The 17099-nt window shown below is 37.3% G+C and carries 17 protein-coding genes and 3 pseudogenes; 16 read left to right on the top strand and 4 right to left on the bottom strand.

The features are described from left to right. Window positions 1–27 precede the first annotated feature (27 nt). The 3 genes from guaA to LKD41_RS04100 all read left to right on the top strand — a co-directional run bounded on the left by guaA (window position 28) and on the right by LKD41_RS04100 (window position 3586). A complete protein-coding gene (gene guaA / locus LKD41_RS04090; protein ID WP_227700474.1) occupies window positions 28–1602 on the top strand; it encodes a glutamine-hydrolyzing GMP synthase in 1575 nt (524 codons plus the stop codon). Between the two features lie 139 nt (window positions 1603–1741). After that, window positions 1742–2518 carry a Cof-type HAD-IIB family hydrolase gene (locus LKD41_RS04095; protein WP_117946275.1) on the top strand — a complete coding sequence of 259 codons (777 nt, stop codon included), beginning with the start codon at window positions 1742–1744 and terminating at the stop codon, window positions 2516–2518. A 21-nt stretch (window positions 2519–2539) separates the two neighbouring features. Next, window positions 2540–3586 carry an HAD-IA family hydrolase gene (locus tag LKD41_RS04100; RefSeq protein ID WP_227700475.1) on the top strand — a complete coding sequence of 349 codons (1047 nt, stop codon included), beginning with the start codon at window positions 2540–2542 and terminating at the stop codon, window positions 3584–3586. Between the two features lie 412 nt (window positions 3587–3998). On the opposite strand, the gene LKD41_RS04105 is transcribed toward LKD41_RS04100, so the two are convergent. Beyond that, window positions 3999–4538, bottom strand: a complete 540-nt coding sequence (locus LKD41_RS04105; protein ID WP_227700476.1) for a helix-turn-helix domain-containing protein — start codon at window positions 4536–4538, stop codon at window positions 3999–4001. Window positions 4539–4703: 165 nt separating this feature from the next. Between LKD41_RS04105 and LKD41_RS04110 the strand changes: the two genes are divergently transcribed. The 11 genes and pseudogenes from LKD41_RS04110 (at window position 4704) to LKD41_RS04160 (ending at window position 13495) form a co-directional block, all read left to right on the top strand. Next, complete coding sequence (locus LKD41_RS04110) at window positions 4704–4895, top strand: ICEBs1 excisionase (RefSeq protein WP_116444116.1); 192 nt, start codon at window positions 4704–4706, stop codon at window positions 4893–4895. Between the two features lie 18 nt (window positions 4896–4913). Then, a complete protein-coding gene (locus LKD41_RS04115; protein WP_227700477.1) occupies window positions 4914–5975 on the top strand; it encodes a site-specific integrase in 1062 nt (353 codons plus the stop codon). Then, window positions 5972–6361 carry a plasmid mobilization protein gene (locus LKD41_RS04120; protein ID WP_022057082.1) on the top strand — a complete coding sequence of 130 codons (390 nt, stop codon included), beginning with the start codon at window positions 5972–5974 and terminating at the stop codon, window positions 6359–6361. The genes LKD41_RS04115 and LKD41_RS04120 overlap by 4 nt, the downstream gene beginning before the upstream one ends. A gap of 107 nt (window positions 6362–6468) precedes the next feature. Further along, the gene (locus LKD41_RS04125; RefSeq protein ID WP_227700478.1) at window positions 6469–7449 is read left to right on the top strand and encodes an AAA family ATPase; all 981 of its coding nucleotides are present in this window, start codon (window positions 6469–6471) and stop codon (window positions 7447–7449) included. Window positions 7450–7572: 123 nt separating this feature from the next. Next, window positions 7573–7806, top strand: a complete 234-nt coding sequence (locus tag LKD41_RS04130) for a complexin-2 (RefSeq protein WP_227700479.1) — start codon at window positions 7573–7575, stop codon at window positions 7804–7806. 266 nt (window positions 7807–8072) lie between these two features. Further along, window positions 8073–8765 (top strand): annotated as a pseudogene (locus LKD41_RS04135) (plasmid recombination protein); the annotation flags it as partial. Between the two features lie 267 nt (window positions 8766–9032). Beyond that, on the top strand, window positions 9033–9692 hold the full coding sequence (locus tag LKD41_RS04140; RefSeq protein WP_227700480.1) for a hypothetical protein: 660 nt from the start codon (window positions 9033–9035) through the stop codon (window positions 9690–9692). A 153-nt stretch (window positions 9693–9845) separates the two neighbouring features. Further along, window positions 9846–10490 carry a hypothetical protein gene (locus LKD41_RS04145; protein ID WP_118321676.1) on the top strand — a complete coding sequence of 215 codons (645 nt, stop codon included), beginning with the start codon at window positions 9846–9848 and terminating at the stop codon, window positions 10488–10490. Window positions 10491–10502: 12 nt separating this feature from the next. Then, complete coding sequence (locus LKD41_RS04150; protein WP_118192707.1) at window positions 10503–11663, top strand: helix-turn-helix domain-containing protein; 1161 nt, start codon at window positions 10503–10505, stop codon at window positions 11661–11663. Window positions 11664–11696: 33 nt separating this feature from the next. Beyond that, window positions 11697–12560: a hypothetical protein gene (locus tag LKD41_RS04155; protein ID WP_227700481.1), complete on the top strand. Its 864-nt coding sequence runs from the start codon at window positions 11697–11699 to the stop codon at window positions 12558–12560. Beyond that, window positions 12557–13495 carry a DNA-processing protein DprA gene (locus LKD41_RS04160; protein WP_118321678.1) on the top strand — a complete coding sequence of 313 codons (939 nt, stop codon included), beginning with the start codon at window positions 12557–12559 and terminating at the stop codon, window positions 13493–13495. The genes LKD41_RS04155 and LKD41_RS04160 overlap by 4 nt, the downstream gene beginning before the upstream one ends. A 320-nt stretch (window positions 13496–13815) precedes the next feature. Here LKD41_RS04160 and LKD41_RS04165 read toward each other — a convergent pair whose 3' ends face one another. The 3 genes and pseudogenes from LKD41_RS04165 to LKD41_RS04175 form a co-directional block, all read right to left on the bottom strand. Further along, window positions 13816–14034, bottom strand: a complete 219-nt coding sequence (locus tag LKD41_RS04165) for a hypothetical protein (RefSeq protein WP_227700482.1) — start codon at window positions 14032–14034, stop codon at window positions 13816–13818. A gap of 81 nt (window positions 14035–14115) precedes the next feature. Beyond that, window positions 14116–14187, bottom strand: a pseudogene (locus LKD41_RS15925) (hypothetical protein); the annotation flags it as partial. Between the two features lie 143 nt (window positions 14188–14330). Further along, window positions 14331–15251, bottom strand: a complete 921-nt coding sequence (locus LKD41_RS04175) for an aldo/keto reductase (protein WP_181968746.1) — start codon at window positions 15249–15251, stop codon at window positions 14331–14333. Between the two features lie 524 nt (window positions 15252–15775). On the opposite strand from LKD41_RS04175, the gene LKD41_RS15775 reads away from it, so the two are divergent. Together LKD41_RS15775 and LKD41_RS04185 are read left to right on the top strand one after the other, a co-directional pair. After that, window positions 15776–15943, top strand: a complete 168-nt coding sequence (locus LKD41_RS15775) for a hypothetical protein (RefSeq protein ID WP_227700483.1) — start codon at window positions 15776–15778, stop codon at window positions 15941–15943. 437 nt (window positions 15944–16380) lie between these two features. Continuing rightward, window positions 16381–16608: pseudogene (locus tag LKD41_RS04185) on the top strand (hypothetical protein); the annotation flags it as partial. Window positions 16609–17099 lie beyond the last annotated feature (491 nt).

Raw genomic sequence — 17099 nt, forward strand, 5'->3', positions numbered from 1 at the left:
CAGCAAAAATTAGGAGGAAAAACGTCCATGGATAAGGAAAAAGTTATTGTCATTGATTTTGGCGGACAGTACAACCAGCTGGTTGCAAGACGTGTCCGTGAATGCAATGTATATTGTGAAATATATTCTTACCGCACGGATATCGAGACAATCAAAGCGATGAACCCGAAGGGAATTATCCTGACCGGAGGTCCAAATAGTTGTTATGAGGCAGATTCACCAACTTACAGCAAAGAGCTTTTTGAACTTGGTATCCCGGTTCTGGGACTTTGTTACGGCGCACAGCTCATGATGCATGTGTTGGGCGGCAAGGTAGAAAAAGCACCGGTTTGTGAATATGGTAAGACAGAAGTAATGGTAGATAAGAATTCACCATTATTCCAGAATGTAGAAGAAAAGACCATTTGCTGGATGAGCCATTTTGATTATATTTCAAAGACAGCACCTGGTTTTGAAATCGTAGCACATACTGCAGACTGCCCGGTGGCAGCCGCAGAAAACCGTGAAAAAAATCTCTATGCCATCCAGTTCCACCCGGAGGTACTCCATACCAAAGAGGGAACCAAGATGCTCCACAACTTCGTGCGTGGTGTCTGTGGCTGTGCCGGAACATGGAGAATGGATTCCTTTGTGGAAAATACCATCAAGGAAATCCGTGAAAAAGTCGGTAACGGAAGAGTGCTTTTGGCATTGTCCGGTGGAGTGGATTCTTCTGTGGCAGCAGGTCTTTTATCCAGAGCAATCGGAAAGCAGCTTACCTGCGTATTTGTTGACCATGGCCTTCTTCGTAAAGACGAGGGAGATGAAGTGGAAAATGTATTCGGATCGAATGGTCAGTTTGACTTAAACTTCATCCGTGTAAATGCCCAGGAGCGTTACTATAACAAGCTTGCCGGAGTAACAGAGCCGGAAGCAAAACGTAAAATTATCGGTGAAGAATTTATCCGTGTCTTTGAAGAAGAAGCAAAGAAAATCGGAGCCGTTGATTTCCTGGCACAGGGAACCATTTATCCGGATGTGGTAGAAAGTGGTCTTGGCGGAGAATCCGCTGTCATCAAATCCCACCATAACGTAGGTGGTCTTCCGGAATATGTTGATTTCAAGGAAATCATCGAGCCATTGCGTAACCTCTTCAAAGATGAGGTTCGTAAAGCCGGTCTTGAGCTTGGAATTCCGGAGCATCTGGTATTCCGTCAGCCATTCCCAGGTCCGGGTCTTGGTATCCGAATCATCGGTGAAGTCAATGCTGAGAAAGTCCGCATCGTACAGGATGCCGATGCCATCTACCGAGAAGAAGTGGACAAGGCAGTAGCTGCTTACAAGAAAGAAAATGGCAAAGCTCCATCCTGGATGCCGAACCAGTATTTCGCAGCCCTGACCAATATGCGTTCCGTTGGAGTAATGGGCGACGAGAGAACCTACGACTACGCAGTTGCACTGCGCGCCGTAAATACCGTCGATTTCATGACCGCCGAAAGCGCAGAGATTCCATTTGCAGTACTGCAAACAGTAATGAGCCGAATCATCAACGAGGTACGCGGGGTAAACCGTGTATTCTATGATTTGACGAGTAAGCCACCTGGAACGATTGAGTTTGAATAACGGATTAAAATGCCGAAAGCCTGTATTTATGCGGGCTTCCGGCATTTGTTTTATCAAATGGCTCTAGTTTGGCTCTATTTGTGGGGAGAGTAATTGATGCAAATGTAATTATTCAGAAGAATGAAAAGGAAAAAATGATATGAAGAAATGCAAACTTCTTTTATTTGATTTAGACGGAACTTTATTACAGAGTGACAAAACAATATCAACCAGAACATTATCAGCTCTAAAAAAATGCAGGGGAAATGATATATTGATAGGTGTTTCCACCTCCAGAAGTGAGCAAAACTCTTTGGTATTTTTAAATGAATTGATGCCCGATATTTTAATATCGAGTGGAGGTGCATTAGTAAAATACAAAACAGAATATATTTATAGGGCAGAATTTTCCGAAGAAGAAACGAATGTGATGATTGACATGGCAAGAAATATTTGTGGAAATGATTGCGAAATTACGATAGACACAATAGATGCACATTATTGGAATTATAAAATAGATCCTAAGAAGTTAGATAAGAGTTGGGGAGATAGTATTTATACAGATTTTTCAGATTTTAACGAATGTTCATTAAAAATGTGTGTTGAGATATTTAATCAAGATAAGGCAGATAAGCTGACTCGAAGTCTCTCTGATTGTGATTGTATTCGTTTCTCTGATGGATTTTGGTACAAGTTTACAAAAAAGAATGTGACGAAAGAAAACGCAATTATGAAGATTACGGAAGTATGTGGATTTAGTACAGATTCAATTATTGCATTTGGAGATGATTATGCAGATATCGGAATGCTTGAATTATGTGGAACAGGTGTTGCAATGGGGAATGCGATTGATGAGGTAAAAGAGAGAGCTGATATTGTAATTGGTTCAAATGATGAAGATGGTATTGCGGGTTTTATTGAAAATGAAATATTATAGATATGTACATGGAGAGGAAATATGGTGGAAGTAAAATTTTATGATACGGTTAATGATGAACTATTGAAATTTGCAGTGATTATCTCACAGAGTAACGGCAAGTGGGTATTTTGCAAGCATAAAGAAAGAGATACATATGAAGTGCCGGGAGGGCATAGAGAAGATGGTGAGGATATTCTTGAAACAGCCAAACGAGAACTATATGAAGAAACAGGAGCAATAACTTTTGATATTACTCCAATTTGTATATATTCTGTGACTGCACCAGATAATTTCGATGGAATGGAGACTTTTGGAAAATTATTCTTCTCAGATATATATACATTTGAAAAAGAGCTTCACAGTGAAATTGAAAAAATAGCAATTATGGATGAACTACCGATTAATTGGACTTATCCGGAAATTCAACCCAAACTGCTGGAAGAAGCAAGGAAAAGAGGATTTCTGCCCAAGAAGGAAGAAATAAAATGGCTGTTTTTTGATGTTGGCTCGACGTTGGTTGATGAAAGCAAAGTTTATGAAGACAGGATGAAAAGGATAGCGGATTTATCAGGTTTAACTTACGAGCAAATTAATAAATATGCCATGTCGTTTTATAAAGAAAACAAAAAAGGAGACTTAGAGGTAGCAAGGCAATTGGGCGTGAAACTACCTAAATGGGAATCGCAATACGAAAGGCTGTATACAGATACCAAAGATTGTCTGAAAAAGTTAAGTAGAATTTATAAAATTGGTGTAATTGCAAACCAATCACTAGGAACTTCTGAGAGATTAGAAAATCTTGGAGTACGAAAATATCTTGATTTGATCATCGCATCAGCAGAAGAAGGTGTTTCAAAACCAGATAGGCGAATATTTGAAATTGCATTGGAAAGAAGCCGTTGCAGACCAGAGAATGCAGTTATGATTGGTGACCGTATTGATAATGATATTGTACCTGCAAAACAGTTGGGTATGAAAACTATATGGGTAAAACAGGGATTTGGAAGTTTGTGGAATATAACAGATGAGAGTGAAAAAGCTGATATTGAAATTAATAACTTATCTGATATATTAAAATATTTATAGGGAATGAGTCTATGAAATAAGATTCAAATTACAATTGTTCTTGCAGAACATATGATATATATGCTAGGGTACTCTTTAAGGAAAGTACCCATGACAGGGCGTTAAGCATCTGGGGGCACTTGCTTAGTACCGATGACGGCTTATGAGATCATTTCGATTTTCATTGGGATATTAGCATTGCTGATGTCCTTTGGTAGCTTGATTGTAGCGTTGCTTGCCTTTCTCGATAAAGAGAAAAGATCTTCGAGGAAGATCAGGCGAAAATAAAAATGCCTATCCTGTCTGATCCACAGGATAGGAGGTGTCCTTAAGGACATTCATTAACCTAAACTCGGAGCATCCACCTTTGGAGTGGGTACTTTTTGTTTAATTAGATATTATTATCTTATGTCCAATAATTCAAGAGGTTTCACTAATTTGGAAAAATTTTTACAGTAAGGCGGTCAGTGCCTTTTTTGACAACCATACTGTCATCAAGCAGGTGTTGCTTGATTTCTTCGATATTTTCATTGATATGTTGCAAATTGTCAGCATACTCTTCTTCTGAATATTCATCTTTAGAATTTATCATATTTTCACGAATTTCCAAAGCTTTTATATAGGTACAGAGTTTTTTATTGATGAGATTGTTCTTAAAGGACAGTTTAACAGTAGCAGGTTTGAAATTGCCCTCATCGTCCTTATCTGCCTCAAATTTCATATCAATCTGATCATCCAGTTTAAACAGTAATGATAATACATCAGAAACTGTTTCTATATCAAAATCCATGAAAATGTTAATGCTGATGCCTAGCGCATTGGCGATTTTTAAAAGCTGGTCAGGCTTTGGATTACGGATTCCGTATTCATATTTTTTTATTGTTGCGGAGTTTATGCCGGACAACTGACCAAGCGTTTCCTGCGATATTCCACGCATATTGCGAAAGTATTTAATCTTTTCTCCAGTAGTCATAAAAATGCTCCTTTATGATTTATTACCCCTATTCTATCACAACGGGACACATTTGTGTATAAAAATTTGATTAAATTGCTTGACAGACACAAATGTGTACTATATAATACGAGCAAACAAGGTCACAAAAGTGTACTAAAATAAAAACAGGAAGGAGAACACAATATGGAGAATACGATGAAGATGTATGTAACAGCAGATGAAGCTGCACAGATTCTTGGAGTATCAAGAGGATATGCTTACAAAATCATTCGTGGTCTTAATAATGAATTGAAAGAAAAAGGCTATCGAGTGATTTCAGGCAAGGTACCTACAAAGTATTTTGAAGAAAAGTTTTATGGTATGGCAGTTGGTTAATGGAAAGGAGATGATGATATGCCAGCTACACGAGATGGTAAAACATGGCGCAGCCAGTTCTATTATGAGGACTGGCAGGGTGTACGCCATAAAAAGAACAAAAGAGGCTTTAAGACAAAAGCTGAAGCAGAGGAGTGGGAGCGTAATTTCCGGCAACAGCAGAGAAAAGATTTGGATATTAACTTTGAGAATTTTGTTGAAATCTATTTCGCTGATGTGGAGAATCGGCTTAGAGAAAGCACAATCAGGAATAAAAGATATGTGTTTGATTTGAAAGTTACACCTTATTTCAAAAAGAAAAAAATGTGTGAGATTAAGACTTCAGATATCCGGGCTTGGCAGAATGAATTGATTAAGCAGGGGTACGCACCAACTTATCTTAAAAGTATTAATAACCAGTTGGCAGCACTTTTCAATTATGCGGTCAGATATTATGACCTGAAAGATAATCCCTGCAGGAAAGCAGGAAGTATCGGGAAAAGCAAGGCTGATGATATGGAGTTCTGGACAAAACAGGAGTTTAAGCAGTTTCTTCCGTCTATGGACAAGAAACCGGAGGCGAGAATGGCATTTATGCTTCTGTATTGGACAGGAATGCGTATAGGAGAATTGCTGGCACTCACTTATGCAGATATTGATTTAGAAAAACGAATTATAAGCATTTCTAAATCCTATCAGAGATTGGATGGAAAAGATGTAATTACACCGCCTAAGACACCAAAGAGCAATCGTAAGATTACAATACCACCATTTCTGGCAGAAGAATTAAAAGAATATTGCAGTCATTTATATGGAATTATGCCAAATGAAAGAATGTTCCGATTTACAAAATCTTATATGGAGCATGAGATTGTACGAGGCATAAAGGAAACAGGAGTTAAGAGAATCCGTATTCATGATTTGCGTCACAGCCACGCATCACTTCTGGTGGAACTTGGATTTCAGCCATTGGCAATAGCGGAGCGGTTGGGACATGAAAAGATAGAAACAACATTAAATACTTATTCACATTTATACCCGAATAAGCAGGCAGAACTGGCAGACAGGCTAGAACTGGAGAATGAGGAGGAAGATTTATGAGCGGAGTACACAAACATCCAACAATCAGCTTTCGTGTATCGGACAGAGAGCGGGAAATGATTGAAGCCAAGATACTTGCAAGCGGTATGCAGAAGAAAGATTATTTTGTACGTTCCTGCATTTATAACAGAATATGTGTTGTAGGAAAGAAAGAGGTCATTTACCAGCTTGTAGAGGAATTGCAGAATATGCAGACAAATCTTTCCGAACTGGTAAAACAACTGGGACAGCAGGAGGTAACACTTACTGCTGAGGGGTTGGAAGATATGCGAAATGACTGTATGGATATGTTACAGGCGATTATTGCAATGCTGGATGGTGCAAAGTATCTCTGGCAGGGAGTACAGATTGATAAAGAAAAAAGTCCTGACAGCGGCAACTGTTAGGACTTGCGGTAACAAAAGAAAACCTCTGTTACACCTGTAAATACAACTAGAGTATAGCAGAGGTTCTTCTTAGGAGCAAATAAAAGATTTGAAAATGGAGGACTTTTATGGAAGGACAGAAGACAGAATTAAAGATAATACGAATGTCGGAGGTTGAGTCACAAGAAGTGAAATGGCTGTGGTATCCGTTTATACCATATGGGAAGCTGACAATTATTCAGGGAGATCCGGGTGATGGAAAGACAACATTGGTGTTAAACATAGCAGCAAAGCTGTCAAAGGGAGAATGTCTCGACAGTGATATGGATGTGCAGGAGCCGGCAAATGTCATTTATCAGACAGCAGAGGATGGACTGGCAGATACAGTAAAGCCGAGGCTTGAACTTGCCGGGGCGGACTGTGAAAAGATACTGGTTATTGATGAAAGTGATAAATCTTTATCTATGGCAGATGAAAGACTGGAAGAGGCACTTGCAAAGACAGGGGCAAAAGTATTGATATTAGACCCGATACAGGCGTATCTCGGTGGTGGCATGGATATGAACCGGGCAAATGAGGCAAGAGATATGACGAAGAAGCTGGGAGCATTAGCAGAGAAATACCAGTGTGCAATTCTTCTTATTGGTCATATGAACAAGGCATCTGGTAATAAAGCTGCATACAGGGGCATGGGTTCCATTGACTTCTTTGCTGTGGCGAGGAGTGTGCTTCTGGTCGGCAGAATAGAGGGAGAACCTAATACAAGAGCAGTTGTTCAGATAAAGAATAATCTTGCGGCATTTGGACATCCGAAGGCATTTATGTTATCAGAAACGGGCTTTCGTTGGTTGGGAGATTATGAGATTACAGCAGATGAAGTACTTGGCGGTATTGCACCAAAGGCAAATAAGCTGGAACAAGCAAAGCAAATGCTTCGTGAATTGGCAGAAACAACTAATATGGTGCAGAGTAATGAAGTTTTTGAAATGGCTAATGAACAGGGCATTTCAAAAAGGACATTGGAAAATGCAAAGAAAGAATTGGGCATCCGGGCAAAGAAAATCAATAACTCGTGGTATTGGGAATTGGATGCAGTAAAGCAGAGATAGAGCAAGAACGCAACATTGCAGGCTATATAGAAATTGCGGAGATAAACTTTGCAAGGTTGCAAAGCATATAGACTTTGCAGTGTTGCGGTCTTGAATGAATTAGGAAAGGGATGGTGGATTGATATGAAAAGTGTACAGATTTCAGAAGAACTTTTCGTTGCGATAATGAGATATTTTATGTTGGAACAGGAAGAACTGTTGCCTCAGATAAAACAGGGGCTGGAGAAGAAATTGGATGCAATGGTAATGAGAGAATTATATACAAAATATAAGACTGCACCAACAGAGGAAGAAAAGGAAAAGGCTCGAAAGGAATATTTGGATAGACGAGGTGTTCCGGAGAGTTTTCGGTGGTAGTTTTTCGTAAACATATAACGGCTGCGTGTCACGCTTCCGTTAGAATAGATAAGGAAAATGTGGTGTGCTTGACACAGTGGAGGCTTGTGTACATTGACTGCCGTAGGCAGAAAAGCTCCCGGCAGGGCGCAAAACCTGACTTGTCAGGTTGCATTTTTGATGGCGTAGCTGTCAAAAGTGCTTTTGCGTTACTTTCGACGAAAGTAACAAAGCCTGCGCCGTATTCGGCGCTAATATGACAGATAAAAGAAAGGGGAAGATTGCCTATGGAGAGAACGATAAGTGCAATGATCGGAAAAGGTTCTGTGAACCATAATACCTGAGCATTTACAGCTAAGAATGTAGATAAAAACAGAAGTGCTGATAATGTGGAATTTTGCCAGGAAGATATTAAGCAGGTTTATCATAAATTGTTTGATGAAGCACGGGAACGATATAATGCAAAACAGAAACGAAAAGATCGCATGATTGATAATTACTATGAAAAAATCAGGAGGGGTAAGCAGGAAAAGTTATTTCATGAAGTGATATTTCAGATTGGAAATAAAGATGATATGAATGCCAAAAGTGAAGATGGATTGTTGGCAAAAAGGATTTTAACGGAATTTATGGATGAGTTCCAAGATAGAAATCCGAACTTATATGTATTCTCGGCACATTTGCATATGGATGAAGAAACACCGCATCTGCACATTGATTTTATACCATATATTACAGGAAGTAAGCGAGGACTTGATACAAGGGTATCATTAAAATCTGCACTAGCGGCAGAAGGCTTCACCGGTGGCACTAGAGGTGCTACCGAATTAAATCAATGGATTGCATCAGAGAAGAAGAAACTTGCGACAGTCATGGAGCGATATGGTGTGGAATGGCTGCAAAAGGGTACACATGAGAAACATTTGTCGGTGCTTGAATTTGAAAAGAAAGAGCGGGCAAGGGAAGTAGCTGAATTGGATAGCCAGAAGCGGGAAATATCTTCGGTGGTTGCACAGCTTGGAGAAGAGGTTTCTGTAAAGAAACAGGAATTGCAGAATGTCACTATTGAAAAGGAACTGGCTGAGGAAGCTACACAGAAGGCAAATGAAGAGAGAACTATAGCACAACAGGAGAAGGAAGTACTGCTTGCAGGTAATCAGAATTTGAGGATGGAGAATACAAGGCTTGAAAGCCACAAGGACAGACTTCGCATGGAAAATCATGATTTGAAGTAAAAGCAGTTACAGTTGCAGACAGATAATGAAGAACTGGAACAACGGCATGAAGATTTACAATATACGAATAGTAAATTGAAGAATGTGAATGATCAGTTATCTGCTGACAATCACACTCTGGAGCAAAGGAATGATTCATTGAAATCTGATAATCAGGCATTAAGACAGAAATATAATGATTTGCAACAGAATAATGTTCAACTTAAAAAGCAACAGAATGAGCTTAAGAGCCATATAGAGCAGATGGTGCAGTCGGAGCAGTTATTACAGCGTGATGTAAGAAAGTATGATGAAGCACCGGAGTGGCAATTGCCGGAACCGGGAGCATTTGCAAGTGCTAAGTCATTTCGGGATAAGGTAGTCATGCCATTTGTGAATAAGCTTAAAACACTGATAAAGAATCTGACAATCCAGTGTGTAAGGCTAAAAGAGGAAGTAATACAGCTTCGAAAGGAAAAGAAGAGATTGTCAGATGATGTGGAGTTTTACAAGGGAAAGATTAAGGATATGAGTGATAGGACAGAACTGTTGCAGGAAAAGGCTGATGATCTGGAGCGTGTGAAGAGATATGCCGGTGCAGAGCAGATTGATACGATTATTCGTAAGGTAAAGGAACAGGAGCGTACAGAGCAGCAGATAAGGCGGTATGACAAATGGGCGGATGCTAGATGAGAATTTCGTAATCTATATATTGATTGGAATAAAAGCATGATAATAAATTTAAAGATGAAACTAGACAAAAACAAGAAAAAAATAAAAAAATATTGACATATATGCGAATAGAATATATAATTCTTTATATAAAAAATGTAAAGGAGGGTTTATATGGAGATAAAAAAGTTATTTGATGATAATTTTGACTTTGCATTTAAAGCGACAACTTATAATAATATGAAAGTTGCAATACAATCTTTTGAACAGTTTAAAAAAAATAATGAAGATTTTTTCTCTTTTGATAAAAGAGAAACTTTATTTGGATATTTACTAACATATGCTATAGAAAAGCAATTCAATGATTCCGCATTTAATCCCAAAGCTAATTATGCTGTGTCAATGAAACAAGTTAATAACTATAAATATAAGGCATTATGTATAGAAACAAACGATTTTATTGTAAATGTTGGACGTACTAATGGGGAGTTTAAGCTATTACCTGTATCAGCCTATAAGAAGGAACTTGCAAAAGCAAATAATGGATTAAGTATGCAGTTATCATTTGATTTTTTCAGTGATGTTCAGAATGTGGTTGAAGCTAAGAAATATGCTGAAATTACATATGGATATCGTTATGGCGAAATGACACATTTAAATATTGTACTTCCAAGCGGTGATTATAAGACAATTGAATATTCAACAAATCTCCTAGAGAATATAAGTATTTATGAAAATTATATTCCACAAGATTTAGTTGAAGAATCAATTGTATCTTTAAAGAAATCTATATCAAAAGAAATTGAAAAAATTATATAATAAGGTGATGAAATGATGAACGATGAAAGAAAGGTAATCCCATACAGAATTAAGCAGGCAAGAGTATCAAGAGGATTATCAATGGTGGAGTTATCAGAGCTGGTTTCGGTTAGTAAACAAGCTATATCACAATATGAAATGGGGAAAAATGCGCCTAGTAAAGCTATTCTTAATTCAATCGCAATGGTATTAAGGTATCCGATAAGTTTTTTTTATAAACCAGTTCCGGTTAACGAGAATGCTAGTAGTGCAGTGTTTTTCAGAAGTAGAAAAACTGCAAGGGTTAAGGCATTGAGTGCTGCCAGAGAAAAAATCGAGATATTTAGAGAGATTAATGATTATTTAGAGCAATATGTTGATTTTCCAATACTGAATTTGCCTAAGATAACTTATGAAGATGAAGGCATTAATCCAATAGACAATGAACAAATAGAGCAGTATGCTTTAATTTTACGTGAATATTGGGGATTAGGAAAAGGACCTATTGATAATCTAATAAGCATAGTACAAAAAAATGGAATAATGGTTTCAAAAATGCAATTGCGTTTAAACAAACTAGACGCATTTTCTGTTTGGTTTGATAATAAACCATTTATTTTTCTTAGCAGTGATAAAGATACGAATGTTAGAATCAGATTTGATATTGCACATGAGTTAGGTCACCTCTTAATGCATGCGGACTATTATTCAGAGGAGGATTTGAAAAACTCAGCAATTCATGAGAAATTGGAGAATGAAGCTGATAGATTTGCAGGAGCTTTTCTTTTGCCGAAGGAATCTTTCTCTAAAGATGTTTTTTCGACATCTATTGATCATTTTATTCAAATGAAGGCAAAATGGATGGTATCAATAGGATGCATGATTTATAGGTGTGATACACTGGGTATACTATCTTCTAATCAAATAAAATATTTAAAAGATCAAATGACAACACGTGTATATTGGAGAAGGGAACCTTTAGATAGAGAGATGCCTGTAGAAAAACCTTTCGCACATAAACAGGCAATATTATTACTATTAGAAAATGGAATTATAACGTCTGGGCAATTAGTAGAAGAAACTGGGTGCTCAGCAGAAGAAATAGAGCAATATTGCTATTTGGATAAAGGAACATTAACGACAAAGAGTGATTCAAAGATAATAGCATTAAAGGAAAGTAAATACTTTGCATAATGTGTTATCGTATTCAAACAAAGGGGGAAAATTATGAAATACCAGTTTGGCAGGAATAGAAGTGAGTTTTGGATTACTGTTTATGAAAATGAGGACTGTTATAGCATATCAACGAATGAAAGATATATAGATATTATTAATTATGCTTTTCCTAATTTGGTAGCAAACAGTCCGACAAAATGGAAGAAAAGTGAAAAATATAATAATATGAGTAATTTATGGATTCCAGAAGGGTGCTATACTCAAGAAGTCATGAATGATTTTTTAGAATGGTGTAATGAGGTAACGCAGAATGTATTATGGATACACTTAAATAAAAATATTGAAGATTATTTTTACGATGAACTGGATTATTGCATAGCTTCAGATTTTAATATTGTTTATGGGGAAGGTCGAACAGAAATAGGAGAGGCAGAGTACCAGTTAAAGTATAATATTGATAATCTAAGTGAAAAAGAACAAACTCAATATGCTGACCTTATTATGCATAGAATGTTGGATAACTGTAAGTATATTCCTATTTATAATACATTAGATTGGTGTATATCTCCTATGCCAGCTAGTAATGAGGGAAAGACAAAAATGGCATGGCAAATGGCAGAGGCTATGTCTAGGCAGCTGAATTTTTCTTTTATTGCTCCCACTTTAAATTGTGATAAGCCGCAAATGAAGCAACTTACAGTAGAAGACAAAATTGCGATTTGGAAGAAAATATATGATAATAATAATGTAGTGCTTAATAGTCATGTTAGAGGAAAAAATATTATTGTGGTGGATGATTTGTATCAGTCAGGTGCAACAATTTGGGAATATGCAAAGTATCTAAAAAAAATGGGAGCAAAACAGGTTTGCGGTATAGTATGTGTGAAATCTTTAAGGGATAGTGATAATACATGATTAATAGAGACGTATTAAGAATAATAATAGCTAAAGGTTCTGGAGATGGAAATCTGAAAAAAATAAGTAAATATATTGCCAATGAGCCATCTTGTATATTAAGTGATGTTTGTAATGATATTGCATTGATGTGTTCATTGGGTATTAATCAAGATATTGCAAAAAATATTTACGATAGTAGAGAAAATGCACTTTTTTTGGAAGAGCAATTGTATCAAAATCATGTAGAGATGTGTTGGATTGGTGATGAGTGCTTTCCAGTAGGATTAAAGAAATTGAATGTAGGAAATATTCCGGCAGTTCTCTTTTATCAAGGCAATTATGCATTGTTACAGAATAAGTGTGTTGGATTTACTGGTTCGAGAAAAGTATCTGATTCAGGAATAAGGATAGCTGATAGTTCGGCAAGACAATTATCAACAGATGGTGTTTCTGTAGTAAGCGGATATGCTAAAGGGGTGGATCTTACTGCGCATAAGGCCGCACTTCAGGCAGGTGGAAGTACAATTTTTGTAATTGTTGAAGGTATATTGAAAAATAGGATTAAGAGAGAAGTAAAAGAATTACTTAGTGATGACAATCATTTATTTATATCTCAGTTTTTGCCAAATTTAACTTGGTCAGCATCAAATGCTATGAAAAGAAATAATACAATAGTTGGAGTGTCTGATGCTATGATTTTAATTGAGGCTGGCATGGATGGAGGAACTTTTAATGCAGGAGAGCAAAGCATTAAAAATAAGAAACCATTGTTTGTTGTGGAGTATGGTGTAAGCAAACCAACAGCAGAAGGAAATAAATTCTTTTTACAACATGGAGGAATGCCACTTAGAGGAGATAAGAATGGAAATCCAATATTAAAGAGAGTTTATTCTTCCTTGCAGGATAATAAAATAAAAGAAAACTATGAGCAGCTTAGTTTAAACTTGAGTTAGATTATTAACAAAAAATTTTTATTATTGGCTCCATTTTGGCTCTAAAAATTTTAGACGAGGTACACAAAAATGCAAAATAAGATAAATATGAAGAATAAAACGTACAAATGTGTACCGAGAAACAGCCAGATAAATCTCTCCGCCCAAGAGTTTGAATAGAAGTCACAAGTCTTGGAACCCGCTAAACAAGCGGATTCCGAGACTTTTTCTTTTGCACTGCTACTAATTTGCTACTAATAGCAACTACTCTTTTTCTATCGTTTTCAGTTGGTTGTCATTAACTTTAATAGCAAGAAACCCTGATGACTGCGGGATTTCTACTATATGATCTTTCGCTGTGGCATCTGGATGATTCCCCCTGATGCGGTATTTGATGGTACTAACGCAGGTCCAAACTGAGGTCGGATTGTTACATCTGAGCCGTTGCTCTGAGTCTGAGGCACTTCACATGTGATACCTGCTGCTTCAAGCAGAGGGTTATCAGATGGTGGTTCAGGTGTTGGCGAATCTATTGCCTGCAATGATTCCAGACTATGCACAAGCTCCTGCTGTTTATGTGGAAACAGATGGGAGTATGTGTTAAGTGTTGTGGATACCTTTTCATGTCTGAGCCTGTCTGCTAACATCAAGGCATCACAGCCCTGATTAATAAGTAAGCTGGCGTGACTGTGTCTGAGGTTGTGTACTCTGATCTGCTCAACACAAGCTCTGCATCTGCCAGAACCTTTATCTCGTTTATGAGACCAGACTTCGTAAAAGAGAAGATTCTTTTGTACAACTTGCTAATTCTAAGGATTACCAGCATTTTGAAAATAATGCTGGTAATCGATAATCCCTACGGAAGCAGATGACCTGCTGCCAGGTACAGCTCATACCATTCCTCACGAGTCAGAGTAATATCGCACGCCGCGATAATTTCTTTCAGGCGGCTTTCACTTGCAGTGCCGGTAACAATCTGCATATTTGCCGGATGACGTAAAATCCACGCAGCCGCAATAGTAGTATCGCTGACATTATATTTTTCGGCAATCACATGAAGTTTTTTATTCAGTTCAGGGTATTCGTCGCTTCCGAGAAAGCAGCCTTTCCATGCCGGCATCTGAAACGGAGACCATGCCTGGAGAGTGATATTGTGGAGGCGGCAGTAGTCGAGCAGACTTCCATCGTGATCGATTGAACCTGGGGTTTCCATATTGACTTCCATGCCATTTGCAACAAGATTGGAAACAGGGATGCTGAACTGAACCTGATTGACAACGAGTGGTTGGCGGACATATTTCTGCAGCAGTTCAATCTGCATCGGCTTATGGTTTGAAACTCCAAAATGGCGTACCTTTCCGCTTTCATAAAGAACATCAAATGCAGCAGCAACATCTTCCGGTTCTACGAGTGTATCCGGACGGTGAAGAAGCAAAAGATCAAGATAATCTGTATGGAGCCTTTGTAAAATGCCATCGACAGATTTCAGAATGTGCTCCTTTGAGAGATCATAGAAGCCTTGACGGATGCCACATTTTGACTGAAGATAAATATCTTCACGCTTTATGGATGAATCATCTGCGAACGCTTCGCCGAATATGCTCTCGCTCATACCATCACCGTAGATATCCGCGTGATCAAAGAGATATGCACCTTGTTCCAGAGCTGCATGAATAAAACGATTCATCTCATCCTTCGATTTTTCAGAAAGGCGCATGCATCCAACAGCAACTGAAGGAACCTTTCGTATGTGATTTCCTAAAATTATTTCTTTCATAGTAAAAATCTCCTTTGCAGTTATTTTCTTATTCCAATAATGAGTGAGGCATATCCCCAATCCCACATGAGTTGTTCTTTATTTATACAGAATTGTGAATAATGAAGAATGGTACCCAGCAGATTGGCTTGGTAATTGTGATAAAGGGAACCGTCTCAAAGCAGAGATTTGCACTGGCAGGTTCCAATGAGAGATGCTAAAAGCTGCTCTATTATAATCGGAACCAAAAGTTTTCGAAACATTACCTTTATTGAAATATATTCTACGAGTTTAGGTTAGTACGATAAATTCATAATGTCAATAAGAAACATTTAAAGCGTTAATGAAAGACTGCGTAATGAGTTGGAGCGGGTGGGACTAAAAGATCCTGTTTATCATACAAATGCTTTTATGTTGCAGTCAATAAGTCGTCGATTGATTACCAAAAGCCGGCGATTGGAGAAGAAAAGTCGGCGATTGACAATAAAAAATCGGCGGTTGAGCAACAAAAATATAATGAACCTTCGAAAGCAAATATTCTTAAGGTGTATGATGAAATAGAGAAAAATCAGATTTTTGGAACAAAAGAAATAAAAGAAATTCTTGATTGCTCACCATCCACAGCAAGAGCAGTCATGACAAAACTTAGAGATATGAAAGTTGTTAAAGTGGTAAATGGTAAAGGAAAGGGAAAGTATGTATTCATAGAATAAACATCAGGTATAGACTATTGATGAAAGTAAAAGCTCTATGTATGGAAGTAGGGAGAAGGTAAAAATTGAATTGATTAAAGGCACAAATTTGTTTTAGGTAACGCTTATAATGAAGATGGGAAATGTCACAGAAAATGTCGTAGAAATGTCATAGAAAATGTCATAGAAATTTTGAGAAAAATCAAGTGGTTAAAATCAGAATATTCTAAGAAAAAGCTTTCTAAAGAGAGACGATTAAAGAGCTTTCTGAAAAACGAATATTTCAAAGTTAGTCTCAACGAAGTCTCACGAGATTTGAGACTGAGTGAGACTCTATGATATAGCAAAACGCGATAAAACCGGGATTTGCAGGTAAATTATAAAGTTGTAGTTTCAAGTCAGTCTCATTTATGAAATTGTTTGTTGAGACTAACTTGAGACTGAGGAGGTTCAAAATCATGGACATAAGCAAAAAGGATTGGAAATTATTTCGAGAAAGATTATCAGGCTGGCAGGAAAATTATATGGAAGGTCTTGTTAAAGAGTATGCAAATTTTCTGAATGATGATAAAAAGCCTGCATCAGAGAGATTCTGGGAACTAGAAAAACGGATAAAAGAAGATAAACGTCATCCGGGAGTTGTCGTGGAACTGAAAAAATCAGAGGTAATATGGGATATTGTTCGTTTTTAGTAGTAAAAGTAGATTATATCTGCCATGGATTTCGTGGAAGTAATATTGAATAATTGCAACTAATTTGCTACTAAAGTTTTTGAAAACGATATGAAAAGAGTAACATAAGATGAAACAGATGCGGTGGAATGCCGCATAAAATCAGCATTTTTGATTTGATGATACTTCCCTTGGGAAGAGTTTGAATAGTAAACTGTAAATTAGCAAACTCTATTATCCTGAAATTAGTAAACTTCATTATCCCGTCATAGGTAGAGTCCTAAACATATTTTTTGGTATGTTTGGGGCTCTTTTTTTAATGGAGAAAGAGGGTACATATCATCCGTATGGCAGGATCATCAGGGGATTTTGTCAAAGTTCACAAAAATATTATAAATATTTTATTAAATATTCCAGATAGACAACATATATTTTTTCTGATACTATTACATGCAGTTATTAAATAGTTACGAATCAGAAGGATTGTTACTGAAATATTTATTTAT

The sequence above is a fragment of the Roseburia sp. CLA-AA-H209 genome (genome assembly GCF_020687575.1).
GTDB lineage: Bacteria > Bacillota > Clostridia > Lachnospirales > Lachnospiraceae > Roseburia_C > Roseburia_C amylophila.

What these genes read in the sequence shown, in the direction of transcription:
- LKD41_RS04095 (WP_117946275.1), top strand. Translation starts at nt 1,742, where the DNA reads ATGAAGAAATGCAAACTTCTTTTATTTGATTTAGACGGAACTTTATTA.
- LKD41_RS04145 (WP_118321676.1), top strand. Translation starts at nt 9,846, where the DNA reads ATGGAGATAAAAAAGTTATTTGATGATAATTTTGACTTTGCATTTAAA.
- LKD41_RS04160 (WP_118321678.1), top strand. Translation starts at nt 12,557, where the DNA reads ATGATTAATAGAGACGTATTAAGAATAATAATAGCTAAAGGTTCTGGA.
- guaA (WP_227700474.1), top strand. Translation starts at nt 28, where the DNA reads ATGGATAAGGAAAAAGTTATTGTCATTGATTTTGGCGGACAGTACAAC.
- LKD41_RS04120 (WP_022057082.1), top strand. Translation starts at nt 5,972, where the DNA reads ATGAGCGGAGTACACAAACATCCAACAATCAGCTTTCGTGTATCGGAC.
- LKD41_RS04110 (WP_116444116.1), top strand. Translation starts at nt 4,704, where the DNA reads ATGGAGAATACGATGAAGATGTATGTAACAGCAGATGAAGCTGCACAG.
- LKD41_RS04105 (WP_227700476.1), bottom strand. Translation starts at nt 4,538, where the DNA reads ATGACTACTGGAGAAAAGATTAAATACTTTCGCAATATGCGTGGAATA.
- LKD41_RS04150 (WP_118192707.1), top strand. Translation starts at nt 10,503, where the DNA reads ATGATGAACGATGAAAGAAAGGTAATCCCATACAGAATTAAGCAGGCA.
- LKD41_RS04125 (WP_227700478.1), top strand. Translation starts at nt 6,469, where the DNA reads ATGGAAGGACAGAAGACAGAATTAAAGATAATACGAATGTCGGAGGTT.
- LKD41_RS04115 (WP_227700477.1), top strand. Translation starts at nt 4,914, where the DNA reads ATGCCAGCTACACGAGATGGTAAAACATGGCGCAGCCAGTTCTATTAT.
- LKD41_RS04175 (WP_181968746.1), bottom strand. Translation starts at nt 15,251, where the DNA reads ATGAAAGAAATAATTTTAGGAAATCACATACGAAAGGTTCCTTCAGTT.
- LKD41_RS04130 (WP_227700479.1), top strand. Translation starts at nt 7,573, where the DNA reads ATGAAAAGTGTACAGATTTCAGAAGAACTTTTCGTTGCGATAATGAGA.
- LKD41_RS04100 (WP_227700475.1), top strand. Translation starts at nt 2,540, where the DNA reads ATGGTGGAAGTAAAATTTTATGATACGGTTAATGATGAACTATTGAAA.
- LKD41_RS04155 (WP_227700481.1), top strand. Translation starts at nt 11,697, where the DNA reads ATGAAATACCAGTTTGGCAGGAATAGAAGTGAGTTTTGGATTACTGTT.